Annotated in this window: 18 protein-coding genes and 1 pseudogene; 7 read left to right on the top strand and 12 right to left on the bottom strand. The window is 44.6% G+C overall.

The features are described 5' to 3' along the window. Positions 1–3: 3 nt before the first annotated feature. The 4 genes from C8R30_RS12695 to C8R30_RS12675 all read right to left on the bottom strand — a co-directional run bounded on the left by C8R30_RS12695 (position 4) and on the right by C8R30_RS12675 (position 6465). Positions 4–1917, bottom strand: a complete 1914-nt coding sequence (locus tag C8R30_RS12695) for a transglycosylase SLT domain-containing protein (protein ID WP_107790253.1) — start codon at positions 1915–1917, stop codon at positions 4–6. 166 nt (positions 1918–2083) lie between these two features. After that, the gene (gdhA, locus tag C8R30_RS12690) at positions 2084–3427 is read right to left on the bottom strand and encodes an NADP-specific glutamate dehydrogenase (RefSeq protein WP_090669810.1); all 1344 of its coding nucleotides are present in this window, start codon (positions 3425–3427) and stop codon (positions 2084–2086) included. 336 nt (positions 3428–3763) lie between these two features. Beyond that, complete coding sequence (locus tag C8R30_RS12685; RefSeq protein ID WP_219908882.1) at positions 3764–5008, bottom strand: hypothetical protein; 1245 nt, start codon at positions 5006–5008, stop codon at positions 3764–3766. A gap of 785 nt (positions 5009–5793) precedes the next feature. Next, complete coding sequence (locus C8R30_RS12675; protein WP_090669802.1) at positions 5794–6465, bottom strand: Bax inhibitor-1/YccA family protein; 672 nt, start codon at positions 6463–6465, stop codon at positions 5794–5796. A gap of 373 nt (positions 6466–6838) precedes the next feature. On the opposite strand from C8R30_RS12675, the gene C8R30_RS12670 reads away from it, so the two are divergent. Beyond that, positions 6839–7021, top strand: coding sequence for a hypothetical protein (locus C8R30_RS12670; RefSeq protein ID WP_107790252.1), 183 nt, complete (start codon positions 6839–6841; stop codon positions 7019–7021). 7 nt (positions 7022–7028) lie between these two features. Here C8R30_RS12670 and C8R30_RS12665 read toward each other — a convergent pair whose 3' ends face one another. The 3 genes from C8R30_RS12665 to C8R30_RS12655 form a co-directional block, all read right to left on the bottom strand. Then, entirely contained in the window at positions 7029–7991 is a 963-nt protein-coding gene (locus C8R30_RS12665) for a Fic family protein (protein WP_258192040.1), read from the bottom strand. A gap of 263 nt (positions 7992–8254) precedes the next feature. Continuing rightward, the gene (locus C8R30_RS12660; protein WP_107790251.1) at positions 8255–9649 is read right to left on the bottom strand and encodes a sigma-54-dependent transcriptional regulator; all 1395 of its coding nucleotides are present in this window, start codon (positions 9647–9649) and stop codon (positions 8255–8257) included. Further along, a complete protein-coding gene (locus C8R30_RS12655) occupies positions 9649–11124 on the bottom strand; it encodes a sensor histidine kinase (protein ID WP_107790250.1) in 1476 nt (491 codons plus the stop codon). Before C8R30_RS12655 ends, C8R30_RS12660 begins: the two co-directional genes overlap by 1 nt. 196 nt (positions 11125–11320) lie before the next feature. On the opposite strand from C8R30_RS12655, the gene C8R30_RS12650 reads away from it, so the two are divergent. Continuing rightward, on the top strand, positions 11321–11740 hold the full coding sequence (locus C8R30_RS12650; protein ID WP_177182330.1) for a DUF4168 domain-containing protein: 420 nt from the start codon (positions 11321–11323) through the stop codon (positions 11738–11740). Between the two features lie 461 nt (positions 11741–12201). Here the strand turns inward: C8R30_RS12650 and C8R30_RS12645 are convergent, their stop codons facing one another. Further along, on the bottom strand, positions 12202–15387 hold the full coding sequence (locus tag C8R30_RS12645; protein ID WP_090669788.1) for an AfsR/SARP family transcriptional regulator: 3186 nt from the start codon (positions 15385–15387) through the stop codon (positions 12202–12204). Positions 15388–15789: 402 nt separating this feature from the next. Between C8R30_RS12645 and C8R30_RS12640 the strand changes: the two genes are divergently transcribed. The 4 genes from C8R30_RS12640 to C8R30_RS12625 all read left to right on the top strand — a co-directional run bounded on the left by C8R30_RS12640 (position 15790) and on the right by C8R30_RS12625 (position 20262). After that, complete coding sequence (locus tag C8R30_RS12640) at positions 15790–16518, top strand: hypothetical protein (protein ID WP_090669783.1); 729 nt, start codon at positions 15790–15792, stop codon at positions 16516–16518. An 832-nt stretch (positions 16519–17350) separates the two neighbouring features. Then, entirely contained in the window at positions 17351–18712 is a 1362-nt protein-coding gene (locus C8R30_RS12635; RefSeq protein WP_239654135.1) for a YncE family protein, read from the top strand. 381 nt (positions 18713–19093) lie between these two features. Next, entirely contained in the window at positions 19094–19654 is a 561-nt protein-coding gene (locus tag C8R30_RS12630) for an SCO family protein (RefSeq protein WP_107790260.1), read from the top strand. Next, on the top strand, positions 19651–20262 hold the full coding sequence (locus C8R30_RS12625) for a DUF1292 domain-containing protein (RefSeq protein ID WP_239654136.1): 612 nt from the start codon (positions 19651–19653) through the stop codon (positions 20260–20262). Before C8R30_RS12630 ends, C8R30_RS12625 begins: the two co-directional genes overlap by 4 nt. Positions 20263–20421: 159 nt before the next feature. On the opposite strand, the gene C8R30_RS12620 is transcribed toward C8R30_RS12625, so the two are convergent. The 4 genes from C8R30_RS12620 to C8R30_RS12605 all read right to left on the bottom strand — a co-directional run bounded on the left by C8R30_RS12620 (position 20422) and on the right by C8R30_RS12605 (position 24372). Beyond that, on the bottom strand, positions 20422–21717 hold the full coding sequence (locus C8R30_RS12620) for a sensor histidine kinase (protein ID WP_090669777.1): 1296 nt from the start codon (positions 21715–21717) through the stop codon (positions 20422–20424). Then, positions 21701–22387, bottom strand: a complete 687-nt coding sequence (locus tag C8R30_RS12615; protein WP_090669774.1) for a response regulator transcription factor — start codon at positions 22385–22387, stop codon at positions 21701–21703. Before C8R30_RS12615 ends, C8R30_RS12620 begins: the two co-directional genes overlap by 17 nt. A gap of 176 nt (positions 22388–22563) precedes the next feature. Then, positions 22564–22926, bottom strand: coding sequence for a response regulator transcription factor (locus C8R30_RS12610; protein WP_090669771.1), 363 nt, complete (start codon positions 22924–22926; stop codon positions 22564–22566). 330 nt (positions 22927–23256) lie between these two features. Then, positions 23257–24372 (bottom strand): sodium-dependent bicarbonate transport family permease, encoded by a 1116-nt coding sequence (locus C8R30_RS12605; RefSeq protein ID WP_107783444.1) that lies wholly within the window; start codon positions 24370–24372, stop codon positions 23257–23259. A gap of 992 nt (positions 24373–25364) precedes the next feature. Between C8R30_RS12605 and C8R30_RS12600 the strand changes: the two are divergent. Beyond that, positions 25365–25487: pseudogene (locus C8R30_RS12600) on the top strand (ISAzo13 family transposase); the annotation flags it as partial.

Raw genomic sequence — 25487 nt, 5'->3', positions numbered from 1 at the left:
TAATTATTGCTTAGGAGAAACTGTACCTAAACGCTCCTTCAAAGTCGGAATATAGGGATAACCAAAATTATTGGCATAATAAACCGAATTATTCAGAACGACTTTGACATAGTCACGTGTCTCGTTAAAAGGAATCGTTTCCGCATAAATTGCGCCCTCCAGCGGTTTCAATTCATCCCGCCATTGCTTCGCCCTACCTGGCCCTGCGTTGTAGGCTGCGGCAGCCAATAAGGGTTGATTGTCAAACAAAGTCAGCACATGTTTTAGGTAATATGTCCCTAGCCGTAGATTCGTATTGATATCGGTCACCAGATGATTGTGAAAATTCTGCATACCCAGTTTTCCCGCAACCCACTTAGCTGTAGCCGGCATCAATTGCATCAGCCCCATCGCGCCCGCACTCGATTTGATATCTGCGATAAAGCGGCTTTCCTGGCGAATCAATCCATATACGAATGCCTCATCCAGATCGTGATAACGCAATACCTCTCTCATCTGATCACGGTAAGGCGCAAGGTAGCGTAAATTGAAATTATGCTCTGATACTGTCTGAATCGCAGTATTGATCGCTCGATCGTATAAACCATGGCGATAGGCTACTTCTGCAGCAGCCAGTAATTGCTGGTCCGTGAAATTACGGATTGTCCATATCCATTCACGATTGGCTTCGACGCGTTGATTGAGCTGATAAAGTGCAAGTGCACGTTGAATTCCCGGCACTTGTTGCATGGCGCTAATTTCTTGCAGGTTTGGCTGATAATTGGTGGGTGGAACGCTTAGCATCACACCCAATTCTTCTTTTGCCAATTGTCCATAATAGCTATGCTCATGACTGAGGTGCGCAAGTATTTCATTGGCGGCACCCAACTCACCACTGGCTTTCAGTGCCCGCGCCTTCCAGTAGCGCCACACATCTGTTTGCTGCGCTGAAGCTGGCATACTCTCAATACATTGCAGAACGAGGTCCCATTGACCTTCTCGCAGCGCAACCCGCGTCTTCCAAATCAATTTTGCTTCCGTCAGAGGATAGGGTTGCTTGCCGCTGGCAGCTTCCTTAAACCAACCCAGCGCACGCGTATCCTGCCGCAGCGCTGCCCGGTAAGCGAGATTGCCCATAAAATAAGATTGATCCGACTCTGGCAAGTGTTTACGGATTTTGTACCATCGTGCATAGGCATGGTTGGTACCACTACGCAACAGATGCGATAAGGCGAACAAGACAATCTCCCGGTCAGACCGGATTCTATAGTCATGTGGATTTCTCTCTAAGTAACGCTGGGGATCCTTCGCGGCTTCATTGAGCTTCTGTACGTTAAGTGTCTGATTAGCCGGCAAGTAGCGGCTAACATGCCGCGCGACACCGGTGTTACCCGCCTCGAGCGCCAATCTGATGCGCGTCCAAACGTCTTCCACCGAGAGTTGACCAGAAGTCATCAGTTGATTGAAGACCGGGGTACAACTATCGGGCATATCCCGCTCGGTAAACCAAAGCGATTTGGCTTCTTCGAAAGCGGCACGTTCTTTCGCAGCCAAGCGATACTGCAAGAAATAGCATGTTAGCCCCTCATCCTGATTAACCAGTTTGGGGTATTCTTCCGCAAATAACGACCATTGCTGCCTTCTTCCTAGTACTCTAAGCCAGTCTGCACGCAGCCTATCCGCAACCAAACTGTCATCGTAGCGCGCAAGAAACGCTCGGATCGTCCCTACGTCGGTCGTTTCAAGATACAGGCGTAACTGATAATATTCCACATAGGGCGCAAGCACATCATTTTGTAAACGTTTAGCGTAGAACGCTACTCGTGCAGCATCGCCTGCCCTGAACGCTTCCCTGATCGCCAAAAAATCTCCCCCTTGGTTTGCAAGGGGTGACGTCATGTAACAACACAGGAATAAGCTAAACAAAAATTTTCTCATGGCTAAACTATTCCTCTTAAATCCAGAAGAAAAATACGCAGTTATCAATTATCATGAACAGCCTGTCTCTAAAAATTAATTCTGGATTATCGCAGATTCATTGCGATAGCCTCCAACTTAGAGCGGTACAGTAGACTGAATAATCAAGAATCGCCGGATAAATTTATCAAATAACACCTTGAGCCAGCATTGCATCAGCCACTTTCACAAAACCTGCAATATTGGCACCATCGACATAATTAACACGACCATCTTCTTTTTCGCCGTACCGTAGACAGGCTTGATGAATCGCTCGCATGATCTCTTGTAAACGCGCATCGACTTCTTCATGAGTCCAAAAAAGCCGCATCGCTTGCTGGCTCATTTCCAGACCCGAAGTCGCCACCCCACCTGCATTACTCGCTTTACCCGGCGCAAACAGAACTTTCGCATGTTCGAAACGTTCCACCGCACCAGCGGCACAGGGCATATTGGCACCTTCCGCTACACAGATCACACCATTTTTGATCAGAATCGATGCATCGTCCTCGGTAATTTCATTCTGGGTCGCACAGGGCAATGCCACATCTACCGGTACATGCCACGGCCGCTCTCCAGAAAGAAATCGAGCACCAACCCGCTCCGCGTACTCTCCCACACGACCATAAAGTACATTTTTTATTTCCGCGAGGATAGCGAGCTTTTCCGGCGTAAATCCATCTTCATCGACCACCGTGCCGCTTGAATCCGAAATAGTTACGACTTTTGCACCAAAAGCCATCGCTTTTTCTATCGCATACTGCGCGACATTACCTGATCCTGAAACGGCTACGCGTAAACCTTCTAGGGATTGACCGACATGTTTCAGCATTTCGTCGACAAAATATACCGTCCCATACCCTGTCGCTTCAGGTCGTACTAATGACCCACCAAAACTGATTCCCTTACCAGTAAATACACAATCCGAACGATTAGTTAATTTCTTGACCATTCCTGACATATAGCCGACTTCTCGTCCTCCCACACCGATATCACCTGCGGGCACGTCAGTATCGGAGCCTACATGACGAAATAATTCACATGCAAAAGCCTGACAGAAACGCATGATTTCCCCGGGACTCCTGCCTTTCGGGTCAAAATCAGCCCCTCCCTTACCCCCGCCCATTGGCAAAGTTGTCAATGCATTTTTAAATGTTTGCTCAAATGCGAGAAATTTTAGAATAGATAGATTAACCGAAGGATGAAAGCGGAGCCCCCCCTTATAGGGGCCGATCGCCGAGTTATGTTGGATTCGGTAGCCTCGATTGACTCTCACTTCGCCGCTATCATCGACCCAGGCAACTCGAAAGATTACCACGCGCTCCGGTTCGACGATTCTATCGAGTAGGCCATGCTCGGCATAGCGAGGGTTATTGGTGATAAAGGGCCACAAACTCTCAATAACCTCGGTAACGGCCTGCATATACTCTGGTTGACCAGGGTTACGCTCAGAAACATCGTTCCTGAATTCCTCGATACTCTTGTATTTCATCCCGCTTTCTCCTCTAAAATTAATTGAATGAGCTGTTTTATTTACTTTATACATTCTGCCATCAATCCTGAAGTTTCACTGAATTTTTATGGCAGGACGATAAATTTCTTGACTAAAAAAACGCTATCGGCAGCTATCGCTTGTACAAACTAAATTATGAAACAAAAACAGCGTTAACAACGCGGTTTTTTTCTCTAGTAATAAAATACCAAGTTAAAAAACCCGTTACTAATTTTTTTCGAAAAAAATTAAAGGAAAATTGCCTTTGCAGGTTGCTGAAGATAAGGATTAGCAGAGTAGGGTCATCGGCAATCGTGAATTTTTTTGATCTATCTATTACTGGTTCCCTAGTTCCAGTGACAAAAGGATAGTCTGTACACGATTATTTGGCGCGCCATTGGTCCAAGCAAGCATGAACCCGGAGTCATGTTTAACCAATTGTGGAATACCGCTATCACGCCCTGGGTTTATATCAACCAGTCGCATCACAGGCTCCATTGTTCCATCGGTAAATAATTTCCGTCCTGCGAGACTCGCTTTTTGGGTTATGCGATCTATGGATGTTATCCATGTAATGAATGCCGTATGATCATTCAACCATGCGACTTTTATTCTGCCGGAAGGCTTATCGGCATCCACATCGATAGCCGTTCTGAATTGCAGTGGGTCACTGTCAGAAAACGCCACACGAACGCGTGGCCGATTGTTCTCAGCTGTGTACCAACTCGCCACGAGCTTATCGCCTTGCGCTGCTAAAGCCGGCCCATTGACCGGACAGCCATCTATCGACCATTTTTCCTGGCTAAGCGAAGAAGGTATCGTCCAATTATCTTGGTTCAATAGTGCAATATGATGATCCCGAACTTCATGGTCGCGCCGACTTCGCCAAGCAATTACCGGGCCGGCAGCTGTAATCGCTGTAGCGACCCAACAACAAGTGCACGTGCTCTTATCAATGACCTGAACCGTATCCAAGTGCCCATCACGGTACAGGCGTGTGTAACGTAGCGAAGTGCGGCCTGATTCATGATCAGATTCATCTAACCAAACAACTCCCGCCGCATTCCCAACAGGAAAGATCGCTACAAATCCATGACCTGCTGCAGTGCCAGGGCGATAGGGCATTTGTGGCCTGCTCCATGTCGCACCTGCATCCACAGAAATAGATAGCATGATGTCATGCTCATGACTGCGTCCGCTCTTAGCGCGTACTTGCCAATGCGCCACCCAGAATGTTTGATCTATCGGCGTCACCGCAGGAAAATCCGCCCAATTTGCAAACCATCCCGCACCCTGCGCCACTTCACCTCGCTGAAACCACTCCCCTTGCTTGAAAACCGCAAACTTAAGTACATGACCCGCTTCGAACGTTTCGGTCCAGCTCATCAATACCGCACCATCGGGAAGCGAGGCTAGACTCGGGAAACGCGCGCTTGTTTCTGACGGATTATCAATAATAAGTACCTGATCGATAGACTGCTCTACGGGTTGGCAAGATACAACAAGCACAATGATCACCGAGAACAATAGACCTTGGATTGCCCCCTTTAATGGAACGCCTTTTAACAAATTAAGCATCATCACCCTGAAAAAATCCACAAAACCAGCTTTCATTCTAGTCAGTTACAGCAACCTGGAAAATGCGGCAAATTGTCGCAGGTATGAATGGTTACCGAATTCCGGGCTCGGTCATTAGTCTCTTGATCAATGCTCAATCAACATCAAACGCCATCGCTCATAGAAAGCATTTGAATGCAAAATTGGCGAGAGGAGGCTAAGCACGTGACAAGAATGGTTCTGGCGAGCACGTGGCTGCCCTTCTTACCATCGATCTATTGGGCGAATAGCAAGCCGAAGATATTTGAGTGTAAAGCGAAAAACACTTGGACGAACTGCAGACCGGAACGTGATGACCTGCTTCCCTGATGATGCCATCCATGACACCGCCCCCGCTGATCTCTGGCTAGAGACCATCCTGGTTAGTCTGACTGGAATCCGGACAAGCAAAGCCACTCAAAGCGGCCTTTGCCCGTGGCGGATGAGGCAACAGTCACGTCAGTCGCGCGGTCGACTTCACGACACTTACGCAAAAAAGTGGGTTCAAACTAATTTAATTAGCAACACAATAAACAAAACAATCATTACCAGAGGAACGATCACAGCATTCCAATCCGAAGACGTCGCTTTCGGACTATTTCTCATCATTTCCATTGCTCTAGGAAATAATATTACCAAGAACATGACTAACGCTAATGCAGAGATAATTTGCATCCAATCCATATCCAGTATCCTTCCATTTGCTGTGCTCAAAAAACAAAACCCCGGATAGACCGGGGTTTAAAAGAGTTAAGTAAAGCGACTAACAACTAGTCTTCTCTACCCATAATCCCTAGAATTTGCAACAAGCTGATAAAGATATTAAAAATCGTCATATAGAGCCCGATGGTAGCTAACACATAATTGGTTTCGCCGCCATGAATAATACGGCTAGTGTCGTATAAAATGAAACCACTCATGATCAAGATAACGACAGATGATATCGCTAATGACATTGCAGGTATTTGCAAGAAAATATTAGCCAAAGCTGCAATTAATACCAACAAGAAACCAACCATCAAGAAGCCACCAAGAAAACTAAAATCTTTTCGTGTGGCAAGAGCATATGCGGATAAACCCATGAATATCACGCCTGTACCGCCTAGTGACAATGTAATGATATTTCCACCATTAGGCAGTGAAGCATACATAGTCAACATTGGACCCAGTCCAAATCCCAATAAACCTGTAATCAGAAAAACAATTCCGATCCCAGCTGTAGAATTGGCGAAACGAGGCAATACAAACATGGCAATCACCATGCCACCTATCACAGAAATCAAATAAGTCATTGGTGGCATATTTAAGAACATTGAAAGCCCAGCGGTTAGACCGCTGAACAATAGCGTCAACGATAACAGCATGTAAGTATTACGCAATACTTTGTTAGTTGCCAACTCAGATGTTGATCTTTGAGCAACTGTTGAATAACTTCGATTCATGTTAATGACCTCCAATCATAAATATAAAGTGCTGCTGTTTCTGATTTTAACAGGCAATCTGACACAGATGCCTTATTTATAGTTCATTTGTAAATATAACCTCAGTTGCACTCAGCTGTTTTAATTAATATTTTCATTTTGCAAAAATACAATTTACCAAACCTAGAAGATAGAAGAAAGCTTGGTGATTTCAAGTTTCTCCATTCATAGAATATCAGTTGTTTCCTTCGGATCTACTCATGCAAAGAAAAAACTATTTGAATAGTCTACTTTTAAGTTATTGATCTGTATAGATGCTATCTTGGATATTTACGAACTTCAACCCTCAGTTAGCTGCGAAATCTTAGACAATAATAGCGTAAAGAGAGAAAAAATGAGCGAATTTATGGGATTTCTTGAAACCGCCAAACCCACAAGAATTCATAGGAATTCACGCAAACACGCGTCGGTAGACGAAAAAATTAACCGCATGAAGGGTTGGTCTTTGGTGTTGGTGGCGGAGTGGAAACCCGCATCAAATCAAACCATATCAATGCGTTATGGGCAGCGCGAATAGCTGATCCTCAGCACAAGTCATACCAAACCCCTCGGCCACTGCCATACTGGTTCAGCGTGCCCCGTTCGACCAGTGCACGGAAATGCTGCTTGAGCGTGTTGCGGCTGGCTCCGGTCAATTTAATGGTCTCACCGATGGTGATGCGTCCGTGCTCGCGGGCGAACTCGACGATCTGTAGCTGCAGTTCAGGCATGGCCGCCAGCATGATCTTCTCGCGCTCGACCTTCTTCTCCAGGCGCCGCACCTGCTCAGCCAGGGAGCCCAGAAAGAACACCAGCCACGGCTGCCAGTCCGGCGATTCCGTGCGGATCGTGCCCTGAGTCTGCCGCAGTGCCAGGTAATAAGCTTCCTTGCTCTGTTCGATTACGCTCTCCAGCGAGCTGTATAGCACATAGGCGTACCCAGCCTGTAGGAGCAGGAGCGTGGTTTGCACCCGGGAAAGTCGCCCATTGCCATCCTGGAACGGGTGGATCTTCAGGAAAACGACAACGCACAGAGCGATAATCAACAACGGATGCAGCCGGGCCGTCTCACGCTCCTGGTTCACCCAGGCCACCAGCTCAGTCATCAGGCGGGGTGTGTCGAAGGGTGACGCTGTCTGAAATACGATGCCAATCTGTGCGCCGGTTTCGTCGAAGGCAGCAACGCTGTTCGAGTTGATCTTGTAATTGCCACGATGCCAGGTATCCTTCTCGCTGTAGCGCAGCAGGATCTGATGCAACTGCTTGATAGGATTCTCGGTAAACGGGATGTCCTGCCACTTTGACCCCACTAGATCCATCACCTCGGCATAGCCGGCCACTTCCTGCTCGTCGCGGGTGGCGAAGGACTTGATCTCCAGGTTCGACAGCAGCTGCTCAACCTCCCGGTCGGACAGCTTGCTGCCCTCGATACGGGTTGAGGAGCCGATGCTCTCGATGGTGGCTACGCGGCGCAGGGCTGACAGCCGATCCGGCGCAAGCGTACCCAAGGCGCGCCAAGCGCCTTTGAACTAGTCGATCCGAGCGATGAGGCTCAGGATCTCCGGGGTGATCTGAATGGTGTCGGTTCGCAGCATGAACCAATATACACCCATTTACACCCATTTTCGAGTCGCATCCATTAAAACCAAGGTAGATATTTTTCGGGCGTGAGGCAATCGAATGTGACCCCAATTGCTGCACGTAGATTGAATATGTAGAAATACATGGAATGTATTACACTTCGCTATCATGAAAACTGCAGCTCCCGCCCTTAATCATCATCGATCCACCGGTAGAGCGTGCGGCGGCCTATACCCAGCAAAGCAGCGGCGCGGCGTTTATTGCCATCGACTTCCTCAAGAATCATTCTGACATAGCGTTTCTGCAGTTCATCCAAAGTTGGAAGCATTGGCCCGGCTAGCAGTTTACTTTCATCAACATTTTTGCAACTGACTGCTTCAGTTTCCTGCGCGATATAGGCATCGAGTAATCGGCTCGGCAAGTGCTCTAGCTGAATCCTATCTTCTGCACAAAAGGCGACAGCGCGTTCTATGACATTTTGCAGCTCGCGTACATTACCGGGAAAAGCATAATGTTTGATCCGGCTCAAAGCTGGTTCTGTAAAACCACTGACGTGTTTACCTTGTGCGGCAGACATTTGCCGTAAAAATCGTAGTGCGAGTAATTCACGATCCTCCTCTCTTTCTCTTAAAGGAGGAACAGAGAGGGTGAAGGTTTCCAACCGGTAGTACAGGTCCTCACGAAAACAACCTTCCTCTATTTTTTGCCTGAGGTCCCGATGGGTTGCTGCAATAATCCTTACGTCGACCTGTTCTTCCTTATCCTGCCCAACCGGTCGAATTGAGCCATCCTGCAGCGCGCGCAGCAATTTTGCTTGAAGCGGTAACGGCATTTCACCTATTTCATCCAGCAATAGTGACCCTCCATGCGCTTCTTGCAGGAGTCCTTTACGCGCTTTATTGGCACCGGTAAACGCTCCAGCAGCGTGACCAAAAAACTCGCTTTCCAACAATTCTTGCGGAATACCCGCGCAGTTCACGGCCAAAAATGGACCGGTTGAGCGATCACTTTCTGCATGTAACGCTTTTGCAACCAATTCCTTGCCTGTTCCACTTTCACCCGTAATCAATACCGGTCCCTGAGCACGGGCTATAATCCGAATTTGATCGAAAAGACTTCTCATTGCACGACTTCGACCGAAAATACCGTGAAAACCTTTGCTTTTTGAAAGCTGGCGAAAGTGAAACAGTTCGTCCTTTAAGCGGCGGGTATCCATGACTCTTTTAACACTCAATTGAAAATGATCCAGATCGAGTGGTTTGGTAAGGAAATCATCGGCGCCCGACTGCAATGCTTCAACAGCCTGACGAACACTGCCAAAGGCCGTGATTACGATTATTCCTGGACGCTGCTCTTCTGCAAAACGACTGACAGTGCGCTTGACCAACTCCATTCCATTGCCATCCGGCAAGCGCAGATCGGTTACGATTATCGCCGGACAGGCAGTCTCCAGCCAGCCACGCGCTCCCGCCAGATCATTCCGCACCACAACATTCCATCCTTGTGTCTCCAGTTCATCGACGATGAGCTGAGCGAGTGCCTGATCATCTTCTACCAGTAATAAGGGCAATTGCTGTTTTGGCATTAGGTACTTTCCACCGATTGTGCCCTCGGAAGGGGAAAGACAAGCTCGAAACGTGCGCCGCCGAGCGAACTGTCTTTCACCTGCGCACTTCCTTGATGCTCTCTCATGACCCTTTGCACAATTGCCAATCCAAGGCCACTCCCTTCACCCGGTATTTTGGTTGTGACAAAAGGCTCAAAAATCTGTGGCCGCAGCGCCGGATCGATACCAGAGCCAGCATCCTCTACATAGAGAATCAGTTTTCGCGCAACCCGATCCGCCTCCCAGCCTAAGATAACCTTTCCATCCGGGCAAGCCTGACAAGCGTTACGCAGCAGATTGATTAACGCTTGCTCGATACTCAAAGCATCTCCTTCGATTTGGGCTGCCGACCCAGATATTAATTCAATATGCTGTCGTCCCTCTTCACTAAGCAAGCGCCTGGCTCGTTTAACCAGCATATCAACATCCAGCATCCGTTTTGGCGCACGGGAGGAGCGTCCGTAAAAAAGGAGTTGCTTGATGATAGATGTCATGCGCGCGACTTGATGCCTGATATCCTCAAGCTCTCGCCTATCTTGCTGATCTCTCGCTCTGCGCAGCAAGCGGTTCGCCCTGCCATCTACCACGCTCAGCGGCGCCCCAAGCTCATGCGCGACACCTGCAGATAACTGGCCGAGCGCGGCCAGCGTTTCAGTCTGGCGGAGTTTTTCTGCCATCTGGGCTCTTGCCTGACGTTGAGCATTTTCACGCTTCTCTGCTTGTGCGATGGCATCCAGCATTTCATTGAGACCTGCTGCTAACTTTTTTACTTCTGCAGGCCCCTGCTGAGAAGCACGATGATATTTTTCTCCCGCTTCGATTCTTTGCATAGTCCGTAGCAATCGTTCCAACGGATGCCCGATTGCCCTTTGATGCGTCAGTGCCAAAATACCAAGAATCAGCAACGAAACAACAGCAAACCCCCCCCAGGCCCAATATCTGAGTTCTGCCAAACTTTTATCAATGTCACTGCGCTTACGCGTCACCTGCAGCAATCCACTAGGCTGCCCCGCTAAATCAAACAATGGCAGAAAGAAGGAATATACTTTTCGCCCCTTAATCCGCTCATACTGTGCAAATTCACCATCCAGCGTCAGTTCGAGTGCTTCTGTGGCCTGCCGTCTAGTTGGATTAACCACACCGAAGCTAACCAACCGCCTTCCATCTGCATCAAACAAATAAGCGCCATACACTTCTGTCATACCAAACACTGAGGCCAAACTACTCTCAATTTGCTCGATATCATTTTTCTTTAGCGCTTGACTTACTGGCAAATGAATAGCTCTTGTAATGAGCTGCAAGTCACGCTGCATGCGCTCTTCTATGAATTGGCTGATCAAATTTTGACCAACGATCAGCATCAGTGCAAGCACCATTAATACTGGCAATGCGACTTGCACCATGAGCACAGTTCTCAAACTACCGAATAAGGTAGAAAGCCTTGTTCTTAACATTTTGCACACCAGATTTTAATGACACATGCGCCAAAATGACACATCTTAATGCAGTGAGCAAGCCCCCTATATTTTTACCACAGATGATGAGAAATAAAATATTTATTTAATAACAAAATGTTATAAAGAAAATAACAAAACTGGCATGATTTTGGCTTAAGTATTAATGTCTACATCATTGATTAGGAGAATTAGCATGAAAACATTAATGGTCAGTATTGTTATCTTTGTAGCTAGCATGGGATTGATTTCTGGCACTAACGCTCAACAAAGCTACGGCCAGGAAGGCGCAATGCCCCCAGCTCAGCAAAATAACTATGGCGCAGATGGTGCGATGCCGCCTGCTCAGCACCCCAACCCAGCTAATTTTAGCGAAGCTGATTTACAAAAATTTGCTGCTGCACAGAAAGAGGTGGAAGTTATAAGGAGAAACTATACTACTCGCCTTGAAAATGCGGGCAACCCCGACAAAGCACTTGAGCTACAGCAAGAAGCCAGTGAGGTGATGGTAGACGCCGTTAAAAAACAGGGATTAGAGATTGATACCTACAACAACATTGCCCGGGCAATGGGAAGCAACCCTGATTTACGTAGAAAACTAGAAGCGATGCAGTAGTCATCGAGCACCTCATTTACCACGGAGATCAGTATTTGTATAGCAACACACAATCACTGATCAATGTCATTCAACAGAAGATGTAGAACACTCCCCGTCTCTTTCCAACAGAGACGGGGTTTATATTCAGCGGAAATTTGATGTCGACTAATAGATGCATAAAGAAATAAAATCTTCCAGAAAGCTAAAATTGAGATTTTCAAACGAACTCACCATACAAAGGCGTTAATGAATCGCGGCATAACGCTATCAGAGATGATATAGCAACACACCTGACAAACATAATTGAGCACCATTTATCGCTATGGCGCCGCGATGGAAGTAGGTCGTATTCTGAAAATCTATGCTTTACGCTGGATTGTCAAGGTTTACTTGAAATAAAACAAAGGCATACTTGGCCTACTCAAGGAGCAAACAGCAAAATTTTATTCCCTCCTGCCCCCCCCCAATTTGAGGCAATGCTATCGATCAATCACTTCCAATTGACTGGCGAGCAATTGAATCTCCCTTGAGAGCGGAAGATTGAACCCCTTATATAAAACCCGGTAACATTGCCGATAGACTTGCAACGCCTGATCCGGCTGACCAAGCATGACGTAATACGACATAAGTCGTCTGTAATTTGATTCCACCAACGGGACCAATTCCATTCCTTTGTTCAATAACCAGCAAACACGTTCATGCTCTTTCGATTTTTCATGAAAATTTATTGAGCGCTCAAGAGCATGGGTAAGCTTATTCAATAGCTGCGCTTGCTTCATAAACGCCAGCCCAGAATCAGAATTTTTCATGAATGTATCGGTGTAGTAGGATAATAACCGGTCAGTCAACTTTTGGATCAATGCCGAGTTCCCGCCACTTAACGCTTTCTCCAGATCAATCACAGTCGCTTCAAAAGCCCATAAATCCAACCAGCAATAACTGTCATTGAGTGATATCATTCCCGAATTCAGCATGATCGCATCCTTACCAATGAGCTTGCGCAACCTGTGCAGGGCTGTTTCCAAGGATTGCCGTGCCATGTCACCGTCAGCTTCAGGCCAGAGTACCTCCGTCAGATCATCACAATTGACGTTACGCCCACCCAGCAGGATAAGCGTTTCCAACAGCTCAAGAATTTTCTTCTGAGTTTTACCTGTTTGCTTGAGAAGCTTGCCTTCAATCGCTATCGTGAGCGCACCAAAACTATGGATTCGTACAGTCCATGGCCAGCTCTCCAGATAGAACGGCGGCGGGGATGGCATTAATTGATGCCGCTTTAGTAACTTGATTGCGAACATTTCCTCAATCCCATTTTCAACTGCGATCAGACAAAACGTTACAAGCATCTTGGGACGCCAATTAAAAAAAGTATATATTTGCTCTGCGCTCAATATCTTAAATAACCGATGAATTGCTGCCACAGCCTCCCGCTCGTTTTGTCGCAAATGAGCCAACCAAGCTTCCGCCACGTAATACTGAATCAAATTAAACTGGTTCCAGCAACTATTTCCTATAATCGAATTAAGCAGCAGCAAAGTATTCTCGGCCTTCTTGAATTGTGACAGTTCGGCCAAAATTTGCACTTTAAGTGATAATGAACAAACATGACCAATCTCCAAATTGATTAATCTTGTCAATCGGAGTGATCGGCCATTTTGCTCCAAGGCATAATGGAGATTCCCGTCTAGTGCTGCCAGCCAAGCTGCGTATGAATGTATCATGGAAACCGATAGACGTTGGTGGGTGTTCCCATTTTTCAGCACATACTGCAGGATGTTTCTAGCTTCCACCAAGTTTCCATAGCCGATATGGCACCCAATACCGTTTGCCAACAAAATATCTTCAAATAAATAAATACCCGATGCTCTAGATAATTCAAGACCTTTACGCACAAATTCCAGCGCAGCAATACTTTCGGCAAGATAAAGTTTTTGAATGCTTAATAGATAGGCACACATAATTCTTGGCATCATGGGCAAGGATTTATCTTCTAAAGCCGACTCCAGAAAAGGAGTGATTGCACGTAATTTAGATAAGCGGCAGGTCAACAAGTAATGGTGTGCTAGCTGTGTGCTAAGCAACATCTTCGTTGTTTTTGAAGGACTTGAGTGGAACACCCGCTCGCATATTCTGATCATACTTCGCAACCAGGGATGTTGGGGATTATAAATGGAAAGGCCATAAATCGCTGTTGCATAAAACTGAATCTTCAGATCAATTGATGGACAAACAGGAAATCGCTGACGCAGTTCACTTAGGCGAGCAACCCAAATTTCGAACCTAGAAGTGTCATCCCAGCTCACAGCAATCGATTCCACTGCAGCCTGCCATGCAGAATACACACCCATGACATCACATTCAGCCGAGAACTGCCGGTAGCAATGCTCTAATTGCTGCTCTGCCAGCAAAGGACTTGCCGGTTTCAATGCTGCAGCATACCAATATCTCAACCATGCATCCTCACTCAAATATGCTTGCGGCAACACTTCCACCCATTGCATAACGATGTGATGCCGCCCAGAAGCTACCAGTTTGCTTGCATGCTGCAGCAACAACCCTTTCAAGGCTGGCCAATCCTTTAGCTCCTGAAGAATCATCATGGCTTCGATAGCGCTTCCTTCTTTAATCAAAATTGTTGCCGCTTTACGTTGCAATTGCTGCCAATATGCCCGTTCAAACATTAAATCAGCTTGCATCAGCAACAAATCTTTAAGCAGGGGATGGAACCGATAAATTGGCTTAGTGCTTGCGATACGCTCAATTAGAAAATTTCTGGAAACTAATTCATCAAGGTAAAGCTTTGCTTGCCGGCATTCTGTCAGCGCCAGCCCCATTTCCGCAGTAAGTTGGTTAAACAACGCACTTATCACCAAAAATTCACGCAACTCTTTTGGTAAACGCAGCAAGATCTCCGATACAAGATAATCAAAAACATTTGACTCAGTATTGATAGCTTCGGAAAAACCCAAAAAAGCATATTGCCTTGCCATCATCACCATGCCTGCCGCCCAACCCTGTGTTTTTGATTGGATTTGCTGGATTTGATATTCGTCCAGTTGTGGATCCAACCATTTCAGAAAAGCATGACTCTCCTGCGCGCTAAATATCAGCTCAGAATTACCGATTTCGAGCATCTCGTTACTTAAATACCAGTGACTGAGCGCTGCATGTGGCCGACTTCGACCAATACAAAAGAAACGCATCTCTTGTGGCAACTCATTAACTACAATCTGCAACAAATCAATAAACAGCGTATCTTTTTCCAGCTCATGGCAATTGTCCAACACGATAACGGACTCACGCGTCAATGAAGCAAATAACTGACGAAAAAATACTCGCGCAAAGCCAAGGATGTCATTCGCGTATTCAGAAGTAAAAATGGGCAATCTTATTTTTTTATGCGGATTGTTCTTTTGTGCCGCCAGTCCCAAAAAATAAAAAATATCGGCAAAATGGTTACCACTATTATCGATTCTGTACCATAGAAACGATTCACCTTTAGTTTTCAGAAAACTAGCGACAAAAATAGTTTTCCCTGCCCCAGGCGGTCCATGTACCCATATCACTTTTGCCGTCTTGCTTCGTTTGATTGAGTCGAGCAAATGCCTACGTTCAAATACTCGCTCGTAATCAGGCGGCATGATTTTGGTCGGATATCGTTTCATCACCGTTCCCTATTTAACTCGCTCAATTCATGTATTTTTTAATCTGTAAGTCATTTGTAAGCTTGCTCTTGCTAAATTAGCTTTATGGATAAGCATGCCTGACTGAAAGTTAAAACTTGCAATGACTCAAAAAATAGCCATGAGGGTAATCAACCAAATATAGACTAGCTATTTCTTATAAAGAATACAATTAACGACTATTTAACAACAGTTAGATACTTAATCCAAGCATTTAATAACAAATATTTTCTTATGAGCAATGATTCATTCATTGCATTTAAATTGCAGCGGGTTTTGCCACAGCCAAATAATGGCGAGCGTGGCATTTGAGTAAAGATATGATTTTTCTAGAAATAGCTATCGCCAACGATAGATTGTTAAATAGTTATAGGAGATAAGAACATGAATATGTTTTATCCAAATTTAATAGCAGCCATACTGACACTTTTGGTGGCGGGTGGCGCTCTGGCAACATCATCAAATACACTTATTCAAAATATGATCGATCCCAGAACCCAAAAAACATGGGCCGATATCACGGATTTCACCATCACCAAAACGCCTAAAAAAGTTGATGTGGCGATCACTGCAGGCGGAATCATTCCAACAGATGGCTCCTTGGGTGCAATTGGTTACGGCATCATCACTGGCTTTACCGATGACGGTCAGCCTGAAAACGTGCTTGTCCTGACTTCACATCTCTGTGTAGCTGACAGCTTCGAACAAAAAGCAGCAGAAAGATGCGATACCACGGTCGGCTTATTAGCTAAACTATTTGAAGGCGTTATTAACGAGGAACACAACGATGCCACCTGGCACGCTCATTTTCTCGATCTAAAACCGATAACAGAAAGCTCGGACTGCGCAAATGTCTCAGACAATATTGGTTTAGAAGTCGACCTTGAAAGAACGCTGGCGACAAAAAATAATGTAAGTCCCGATAATGATGTTCGTGTCAACAACAATCGTACCGAACCTACCATTTCAGTTAGCAATCTCAATTTAAGCGATTTTCATAATACTGATTTCAAAAAGGGCGTTTTTGTATCATTTGGAATCCGTGGTTTTGCAAGCGGCGAAACGGTAACCCACCTTTGCCTCACGACCCCACCGCTACCGCCGAGCAAATAAACGACGAACCACTCAAAACCTTTTTTACACAGGCTCTAGGCCAAAAGATATAAATTGTTAATCTAGAGCTTTGTTTATCAGCAAATTACAAAACTTAGACTCTAAGGGAACACATATATTTGCTTATGTTATTTTGATAGATCAAGCATTCGCTAATCTAAGCAAGCTACGAATATCATACTGAGCTCTTGATATCCACAGAAACCATCATACCTCAGCAGATTATGTCTAAAGCATTTCGGTCTTTGCTTTTTTGCAATTAAGAACCAATAAGAGGTTCCGCAAATACAGACAAATCAATTCCATCCACACATAGCCGATTACATTGAACCACACCAGCCATTGGTCTCATTGCACTAGTCTATTCAAAATAATTCACTTATTATTTTTTAATTTATAATCAAATAGCATGATTTCCTCATAATTTTTTGGATATCATTTACTGCCGAAATGTAAGCTATCTGTAAGCTATATATTGCTATATTGCCTGAAAACATAAAGAAGCTGATGAAAAAACAGCAGCCTATGAAATTTAAATATCATTAACTATAAACCAAAAAATTTTATAGCAAACTGACACATAAGCTAGCGAGCTATCGATCGATCGTCTTGAGGAGTACACGCATTGCTCGGAACGAGCGGCACGCTTCCTGTATCGACAAGCAAGCCAGAGAAACAAAAATTTTTATGCCCATCGCTTGATTGAGTCAATCGAGGCAATCGACATTCGAAAGCACTCTGTTTTTCGATAGGCCGCTCTTAATCAATCGTATTATGTCAAGTAAATTAATTAAGAGTGGATTGTATTAACATTAAAAAAGAGGAAAATTTTATGACTTCATTGACTGAAATGACTCGCTGCACCGTTCCATTTGCTGCAGCATGTTTTATAGCATTATCCGCAGCTGCCGGTGCAAGTAGCGACAACCATCATACGCCACTACCAACCTACCAATATCCCAATATCTATAATAATTACTTGCAACCGGTAGTGACTGCGATTGACTATCATACCCGCATGCTCTACCTCATAAACTATGAAAATGACAAATTGATTACTGTAGATCCAACTAGTATTGCCGGTTGGCCCGGAAACATTCCGTTACAGCATACCGTCGTCCTTCCAGAAGGAAATAAAATTTTTGTTACTTCGGACAACACACACGACCACCCTGCCTACATTATTGCACTAAGAGTAGATAGTCTTGATTGGGAAACCGGTAGCGTCGGGCTCACCTTGGAAGCTGCACTCCCCGCAGATAATCCAGGCACCCCAGCTGAGCTACCATTCGTTGAAGCCGTCAACAATATACAGGCAGTACCAGGCTGGCTATTGGCTCAATCGACACAAATTCATGGACCTACTTTGCTGCCTTACTCGGATTTTCTATATTTCACTGAGTTTACATCAGATAGAGTGCGCGTCGTCAATCATAAAACAAATGAATTTGCTAGCGTTGATCCAATCAGCATTCCTGGTTATACAGAGCAAACACACGGGATCAATTTTAACAAGTCAGGCACCATTGGACTGGGCACAGGATACTTTTTCGATAACAGCGTCATTGATGTTTATAAATCAAACCGAGAAACGGGCGAATTACAAGTAGTCGGCCAAATTATGCTAGGTGATGAAAAACGGCATGCCGCATTTACCCATTTCGTCTATTGGTTAGATGAACGCTATGCGCTGACGGCCTCGATGCAATTCGACAAAACATCGTTAACGCCTGACACCACTAAGCAAATCATCCCGCCCAGTGTTTGGTTACTGGACACGTTAGAAGGCACCGCAACAAAAATAATTAGACATACCAACCATCCGAATGGTCAAGGTATCTTTCGTTCCGCATCGGATCTAGCGGTTGTCAATGGCAAACTCTATATCGCAGAGGAAGACACGATAGATAGCACTTTCGCTGACGACGGATATGTTTCTATTTTTGATTTAAGCGACCGCTATAAGCCACGCTTTATCAAAAGAATGAAGCCTGGCCATGAGCTTCCCACAGGCTATGCAGTCGCACATACACTCAGCCCGACTCCGGATAACCGTTACCTCATGCTGGCCAGTTGGGCTTCAGGCTATATTGTAAAAATCGATACAACAACAGATACGGTCGTCAAAGTTTTTGGACCAAATGACGGTCTCGTAAAACCACATGGTATATTTGCTGCAGGAGGCAGTCGCTAACCCTATTTAATACCACGACCTATCTTTATTTCGCCAGGAGGCTGTTCGAGAATAGCGATCGTAGTGAGGGTGAGTTTGGTTGAGTTGGCTTTTTCAATCATTTGAGACGAATAGTCGTTCTATATAATGAAAAGGATTGGAAATTCCCGCCAACCAGACTCGTCCGCAGTAGATCAGCCTATTCTCGGATAGCCTACTAGCGTACCATCCACACGAAAATTAGAGAGAGGTCGATTCCAGGAAACCAATCCGGTATAGAGCCCCATGAATAGAAAGTAGGGAGAAATATCAAGATGGATTATTCAACTACTATACGTCGTAAAAAATCAAAAAAGGGTTGTTAAAATGAAACCAAAATTCTTAGCAAGAAAACATATTTTGATGATAGTAATCCCCTTCCTTTTTTTCATACAATCTACCCTTTATGCAGCCACCATTATCTTGCCCCGCCCTATCTCATTACAAGCTGATACCTTAGCTCATTTGAGGCAAGCACAGCCAACGGGAAACGAACAATGGCAACTTGTCGTTTTTGGGTTTACCCACTGCAAGGATATTTGCCCGGCATCACTTGCCAATCTTTCCATGCTGGTCAAAGCTGCAAATAACGAGCAAATCAAAATAAGGGGTATTTTCGTAACGGTTGATCCAGATAGAGATACTGATGCACGCTTAGCCACCTATACACAAAACTTTGGGTCTAACATTGCCTATCTCCGCTTCGAAGGCGAAGCCCTTGAGCGATTCAAGGCAACATTTGGTGTAGAAGCCGTTTTTTATACGAAAAATGCAGGAAACCAACATCACTACCAAGTTGATCATAGTACGACCGCATTTCTGATCGACCCCGCAGGAAGAATCAGAGTCATCTTTGATGCGCTCGAGGATGTCGCTCATGTAGCCAAATTATTCAAAGAAAATAAAGTACTTTTTGAATCATGAAAATAGTCCTAGCGGTGCTGTTATGGCTCGCGATAATAAGCATGCCTGTTTCAGCAATGAATATGTATGATGATCCACGCATGATTTTATCGTTCCTAGATAAATCTTTACCCCCCGAACTCGATATCTTGCGCGTCACAACTGACATTGCGTCAGATAATGAACTGGTATTTCAAGTCAAAACAAAAGGTGAGCGTGAAAGTGGTCAAGAACAGGATTATCTATTACTTCATATTGTGCACGAAAAACATTATGTCCTGCTTATTTCGGTAAACAAGGAACGAGAAAACAAAGTAGCTTTGTATGAAGATTCTCTCCATCCAAAAAGCGGTGAAAATCTTAGACTTCCGCAAACCTTCAAACTATCCCCCCTTCCAATGGGTTTTTCTGCCAAACATATCCCCCAAGGCGCAGAATTCAATCTACCGCTCGATTGGCTCAATTTCGGTGCCCGTTTAGGTTTTGACGCATACACGGTACAAGCACGTATTGATGGCAACTCATTAGAGATTAGCAAAATATACGATCAAGCAAGGAAGGGGCGGCAAGGGAATAAACTCATTTCAACGATTACCCTACTCAATAAAATCTGCTCACCGCAGCGGTAATATTCGCCGAATTCACAACACGATGCATGCTAAAAACAGTCATGCCACTTTTTTTGCAGAAATTTGAAGTACGGCATGTATTATTGCCTCAATTGGATCGAAACGGGTTTATTTGGGAAGGCTGGGACGAATCGAGGAGTTTCCATGACCCTGCAACCCTCATGCTAATTCTGAATCAAATCGCACTGTAAACCGGGTGCCTTGTCCTACTTTACTCTCGAATGATACTTTCCAGTTGTAATATTCACAAATACGCTGGACGATTGGCAAACCAAACCCCCTTACTTTATTGATATTAGCATCCCGTAAGCCAGCTTTCGCATGATGGTTAAATATTTGAGTTTGGGTAGAAGAATCAAACCCGATGCCGGTATCAGTGATCGTGACTTTATTGGGTGTTATTACTACTTCTGCAATACCCCGTTCTGTATATAAAAAAGCATTTCGTACTAGATTGGCTATTAACACGCTGATAACCCCAGATGGCGCAGATACATTTAAGTGTCCTTTCTCCTTGACGATTACCTCCACCGGTTTGTTACCCAACCATACACGCTGTTGCTCGATTACCTTTCGGACAATGGGCCCTACCTCAGAAACAACATAATTGTCCCTGGAAGATTTATCAGAGCCACGCGCCAACATCAGGAAGGTTTCGATCAACTCAGACATTTCGTCAACAGCCCGTTGAATTCTTTGAATTCTATTGTATTCTTCTGACGATAGATTTTTTTTCATGGCAAGTATTTGTGTGGCCAAGCTGATGCTCGTAACGGGAGTTCGCAGCTCGTGGCTCACATTTCTCGCAAACTCTTTTTCGCGTATCAGCATTTGCTGCAATTGCTCGTGATAATGCTGAATTTCTTTTGCCAGGAATCCTATTTCGTCGTCATTAAATTGCGACAAATCAAGTAATGCACCCGGTTTATTCTTAAAGGTTATGATCTGGTTCGCGAGTTGTTTGATAGGGGAGATAATTTGATGCGATGCCTTCCAACCGATCAGAAGCGCGATTATCAAGATGGTGATCGAGTATATCCAGACCAAATGGATGAACTCGCTTTCGCGCTCATGAATACTAGTGCCGTCAAATTTAACGACATAACGTTTCTCGCCAATATCTTTGACTAATACCCGGAAATTGTGATTTTTATACTCTAGATCATGTGTTCCCTGAGAAAGGTGACGCACATGCTCAGGCAGCAGGGAAGGGGCAGCGAGAGGTGCAAAGTAAATACTTGTTGTGCGAGAGTGATAAGATTGTTGCGCCAGTGTATTTTCTATCTCTGATCTATAATGCTGAAGCTCAGCATCCAATAACTCATCGATCATACATTGCTCTACAGACTTAAACGCGGCGACAAAGCTCAGTCCAAGCATAAGGGTCAGCACAACCCCAAAAATTAGAAATACTAGAACAATACGCCGGGTAATCCGGTTAGTCGTCTTCTGCATGCCTATCAGTCAGTTTGTACCCAAAACCACGTACAGTGTGTAAAAGAGGTCTGTCAAATGGCTTATCAATTGCTTGACGCAGATAGGAAAGATGCGTCCGCAAAGCATCACTATCCGGGGGGTCATCCTGCCAAATCGCGTATTCTATTTCTTCACGCTTAATGACTCGATGAGGATTCTGCATTAAATACAACATTAGCCGAAACAATGTTGGGTTGAGATTAATAGGTCTACCGGCTCGCGTCACTTCATGCGTGCCCACATCAAGAGTCAGATCCCCAACCTGTAACTTGGCAGTTGGCATACGGCTGATACGCTCAGACAACACCTTAACACGAGCCGCAAGCTCCTTTAAATCAAAAGGTTTTGTCAAGTAATCATCTGCGCCAGCATTAAAGCCATCCAACTTATTAGCCAACGAATCTCTGGCTGTTAACATGAGTACTGGAATAAAACGCAGCGCATCTTGACGAAGTCTGCGACAGAGATCAATCCCATCTATCCCTGGCAACCCCAGATCCAAGATGACGACATCGTAATCGTTTGTAACTGCCAGATGCAGCCCTGTTACTCCATCGCCAGCTGCATCGATGGTATAGCCTAAAGATTCCAGATAATCATAGATGCTCGCAGCAATATCTTTGGTATCCTCTATAATTAGCACATTCATAAATGTGTTCCTATAGCTTCCCTCTTCACTCAAATCGTAACGGAGAGCTATAGTGTAGTTAAATAAATGTCAAAAAAATGTTAAATAACTTTCAATCTGCAAAAAAACTGTATTAGTCAATCAATTAACTTATGAATTATATTTTCTTCGCATGGCAATATAGGCTAAAGCAGAGCCTATAGAGGCTTAGTCAATGCTTTTACACGTGCCGCCAGTTCCTGCAAAGCGAAAGGCTTAGTCAAATAATCGTCTGCCCCAGCGTTAAATCCTTCCAATTTATTTTCCAACGAATTACGAACCGTCAACATAAGCACAGGCATCACCTTCTGCGCTTCTTGACGAAGCGTTCGACAGAGATCGACACCGTCCATATCCGGCAAACTCAAATCTAAAATAATGGCATCATAATTATTGGTCACTGCCAGACGCAGACCAGTGGTACCGTCACGAGCGGCATCAATCGTATAGCCAAAAGTTTTTAGGTAATCATAGATACTGGAAGCGATATCTTGGTTATCTTCTATGATGAGAATATTCATCGGCGCGCTCCTTCCTAGGCAAAGCACAACCCAAACAAAAATTTACAGACCAAGATTTTGTATAGAAAATTTTTATAACAACGATAGGATTTATTTACACTCATAGCTTCTCCTACGTTCTGAAGCTGTTTTAGGATGCTGTAACAAGGGCCTCCTAATATCGGGCTTAGAAGCATCGCTAGCTAAAAATTGCTACATACCCGCACCTCTGAATGACAAGCTATTTCGATCTCAGGAGGTACAGGTATTGTCCCAATTGTATGAAGAATGCTGCTAACCGATGGGAAGTTGGAGAACCCCCTACATGGTTCAGTTATCAATTCCTCGATGTTATTGCACTGGATATGCAGTAATCAGTAGAGTAGTGATTAGAATATAAACTGGAATTCCAATTGTGACGTTATAAGTAAATGTCAGACCAAGCGAAGCCGCTAATGGCAGGGTCGGACTTGCTTCTGGGATTGCAATTCGCTGAACTGCGGGCACAGCTATGTATGACGCAGCACCGCACAACACGGCAAAAAGTACATAAGTTCCGACTTCAAAAGGATGGCCAAGCAACATGCTATAACCATGAGCTACAAGAATGCCTGTGGAAGCGAATATATTGGGCGCAATAATACCAAATGCGACAAAACCTTTGCCTCCCATCCGTAAATCTTTAAGCCGCGAACAAGCCGTCATCCCCATCTCTAGCAAAAAGAGGCAAAGGACACCTTGGAATAGAACCACAAAAAAACGATCGGCGGCCTGGGTAACTTCAACACCCTGCAAGCGAGAAATGTAGCCTATTGCGATACCACCAAACAGTAAATATAGCCCCGGATTGAAAAATATCTCGTGCAGAATTTTTTTGCTGAGAATGCTCTGTGATTCACCAGGTTGCAGATCCTGAGCCTTAACGGTCATAGGATTATATCCTGGTTCTCCTGGCATATTACCTGCTTCATCCATCTTTCCAGAATTACGGAGGCGAGAAACTAGATAAAGTGCGACGAGGCAGCCAGGTATTTCCATCACTGCAAGTAACACAGGCATATAAGCGGCATAAGCGATGTTAGCCGTAGCCAGGACACCAACGCAAGTCACAAAAGTTCCAGCGGAATCTGAACCATAATAACCTGATACCGTCGCAGCATCGATCTGCCGCATATTGGTACCGGCCCGCAGAAAGTAATACGCAATGATTCCAATAAATGTATTAGTAACAAACCCGATTGCCATAAAACCACTAGCATCTATAAAATCTTCAGGTGAGAGATCTGCAAGCTCTTCTCCCCCATGCCAGCCTATTGCGATCAATAAATAAATAGTGAGTGCCTTGTATAATGCCGGCGGAAATTCAAGCGGCACTTTAAGTATCGGTATCAGAAACCCTAAATAGAAAAAAAGCAATATTGGCTTGAACAAGTTATTTGTAAAATTATAGATAAATTCTTCCAACATCTTTTTTGTTACTCCTTATAAGCTAGTCATGCTTGATAAAAAAATAGTTTGTCGATTTGTAAAAATGCATAAACCAAAGTTTTACAGGAGGTATAAAGCCAAACTACATATAGGCTTCTTGTAGTCATGGCTTCTTTGCTGCATTTCTAGAAACAAGACTAAGCTTGCGCGTGTTAGAAAGGCATCAACAAAATGCTAAAAGAATGTTAAGCAGGATTCTTGAAACTACGAAACCTGGCTTATAAAAATGCTTACATAAATTTTCCCAAACCAAGCGCTATGTATTCAAAACGGTAAGATGACGGTGGCTCTCTGGAAAATACCGATGAGATCAAAAGCAATAAACGTAATGTGAAAATAAATGTAGCTGCAAAATGACGCGTTTGCTGCTTTAAATAGCATCATCGTACAAACGGGGGTATATAAGGAGGGTGACACTCTAACCAAACTCGTGGAATAGATACGCGCACTTACCCACTCACCGATACACAACACAAAAAAATCAGGGAGTTGGCAAGATTTATTTCACAACGAATGCGAATGCGAATGCGTGAATTTTGATTAAACCGATGTGCCAGGGAATGGATTAAAAGGGAGCAGAAGACATGAGATAGCTGATCAACGACGCTGCTTCTCTTCCAAACGAATTAAATGTCTAATCGTAAAAAGCGCAGCGATTAAGCTCAGAACCACGCCCAGTTTGGGCTAATTTTGCTTTCTGGCGTAGTAAAAATGCTCATATGCCTAAACTTAGCTGAAGTGAGGATTAGCTAATTATTTGAGCAACTATATCAATAAATCAATATATGAGACTTACAAAGGGTATGAATCACGACAATCCATTTTCATACCCTTTTAATAACAAAAAAGTTTAAGCTTTAGCCGGTATTGCCATTACGCTTATTTTGCCTTCAAATTCCTAGCGCTCTTACATTAAGGAATTGTAAATAAATAACTGTAACAAATAAGTCGGAAAATAGTATCATGTCTTCATGATAATTGAAGATAACACCATTGAGTCAATACGAATCAGATTTAATAAACTTGCATGGACATTGGATGAGCGCATGAGGCGGTTGTTTGCTGCCGCTGAGGCTTCGGCATTAGGGAGAGGC

It is taken from the genome of Nitrosomonas nitrosa, assembly GCF_003051105.1.
GTDB classification, from domain to species: Bacteria; Pseudomonadota; Gammaproteobacteria; order Burkholderiales; family Nitrosomonadaceae; genus Nitrosomonas; species Nitrosomonas nitrosa.
Note: the sequence above shows the minus strand (reverse complement) of the source record. Positions and strands in the feature narration are given on the sequence as shown.

Coding starts and splice junctions, on each gene's coding strand:
- C8R30_RS12685 (WP_219908882.1), bottom strand. CDS start 5,008: ATGATGCTTAATTTGTTAAAAGGCGTTCCATTAAAGGGGGCAATCCAA.
- C8R30_RS12610 (WP_090669771.1), bottom strand. CDS start 22,926: ATGAATATTCTCATCATAGAAGATAACCAAGATATCGCTTCCAGTATC.
- C8R30_RS12625 (WP_239654136.1), top strand. CDS start 19,651: ATGAAAATAGTCCTAGCGGTGCTGTTATGGCTCGCGATAATAAGCATG.
- C8R30_RS12630 (WP_107790260.1), top strand. CDS start 19,094: ATGATAGTAATCCCCTTCCTTTTTTTCATACAATCTACCCTTTATGCA.
- C8R30_RS12615 (WP_090669774.1), bottom strand. CDS start 22,387: ATGAATGTGCTAATTATAGAGGATACCAAAGATATTGCTGCGAGCATC.
- C8R30_RS12620 (WP_090669777.1), bottom strand. CDS start 21,717: ATGCAGAAGACGACTAACCGGATTACCCGGCGTATTGTTCTAGTATTT.
- gdhA (WP_090669810.1), bottom strand. CDS start 3,427: ATGAAATACAAGAGTATCGAGGAATTCAGGAACGATGTTTCTGAGCGT.
- C8R30_RS12670 (WP_107790252.1), top strand. CDS start 6,839: ATGAGCGAATTTATGGGATTTCTTGAAACCGCCAAACCCACAAGAATT.
- C8R30_RS12660 (WP_107790251.1), bottom strand. CDS start 9,649: ATGCCAAAACAGCAATTGCCCTTATTACTGGTAGAAGATGATCAGGCA.
- C8R30_RS12695 (WP_107790253.1), bottom strand. CDS start 1,917: ATGAGAAAATTTTTGTTTAGCTTATTCCTGTGTTGTTACATGACGTCA.
- C8R30_RS12645 (WP_090669788.1), bottom strand. CDS start 15,387: ATGAAACGATATCCGACCAAAATCATGCCGCCTGATTACGAGCGAGTA.
- C8R30_RS12635 (WP_239654135.1), top strand. CDS start 17,351: ATGACTTCATTGACTGAAATGACTCGCTGCACCGTTCCATTTGCTGCA.
- C8R30_RS12605 (WP_107783444.1), bottom strand. CDS start 24,372: ATGTTGGAAGAATTTATCTATAATTTTACAAATAACTTGTTCAAGCCA.
- C8R30_RS12655 (WP_107790250.1), bottom strand. CDS start 11,124: ATGTTAAGAACAAGGCTTTCTACCTTATTCGGTAGTTTGAGAACTGTG.
- C8R30_RS12650 (WP_177182330.1), top strand. CDS start 11,321: ATGAAAACATTAATGGTCAGTATTGTTATCTTTGTAGCTAGCATGGGA.
- C8R30_RS12640 (WP_090669783.1), top strand. CDS start 15,790: ATGAATATGTTTTATCCAAATTTAATAGCAGCCATACTGACACTTTTG.
- C8R30_RS12675 (WP_090669802.1), bottom strand. CDS start 6,465: ATGAATCGAAGTTATTCAACAGTTGCTCAAAGATCAACATCTGAGTTG.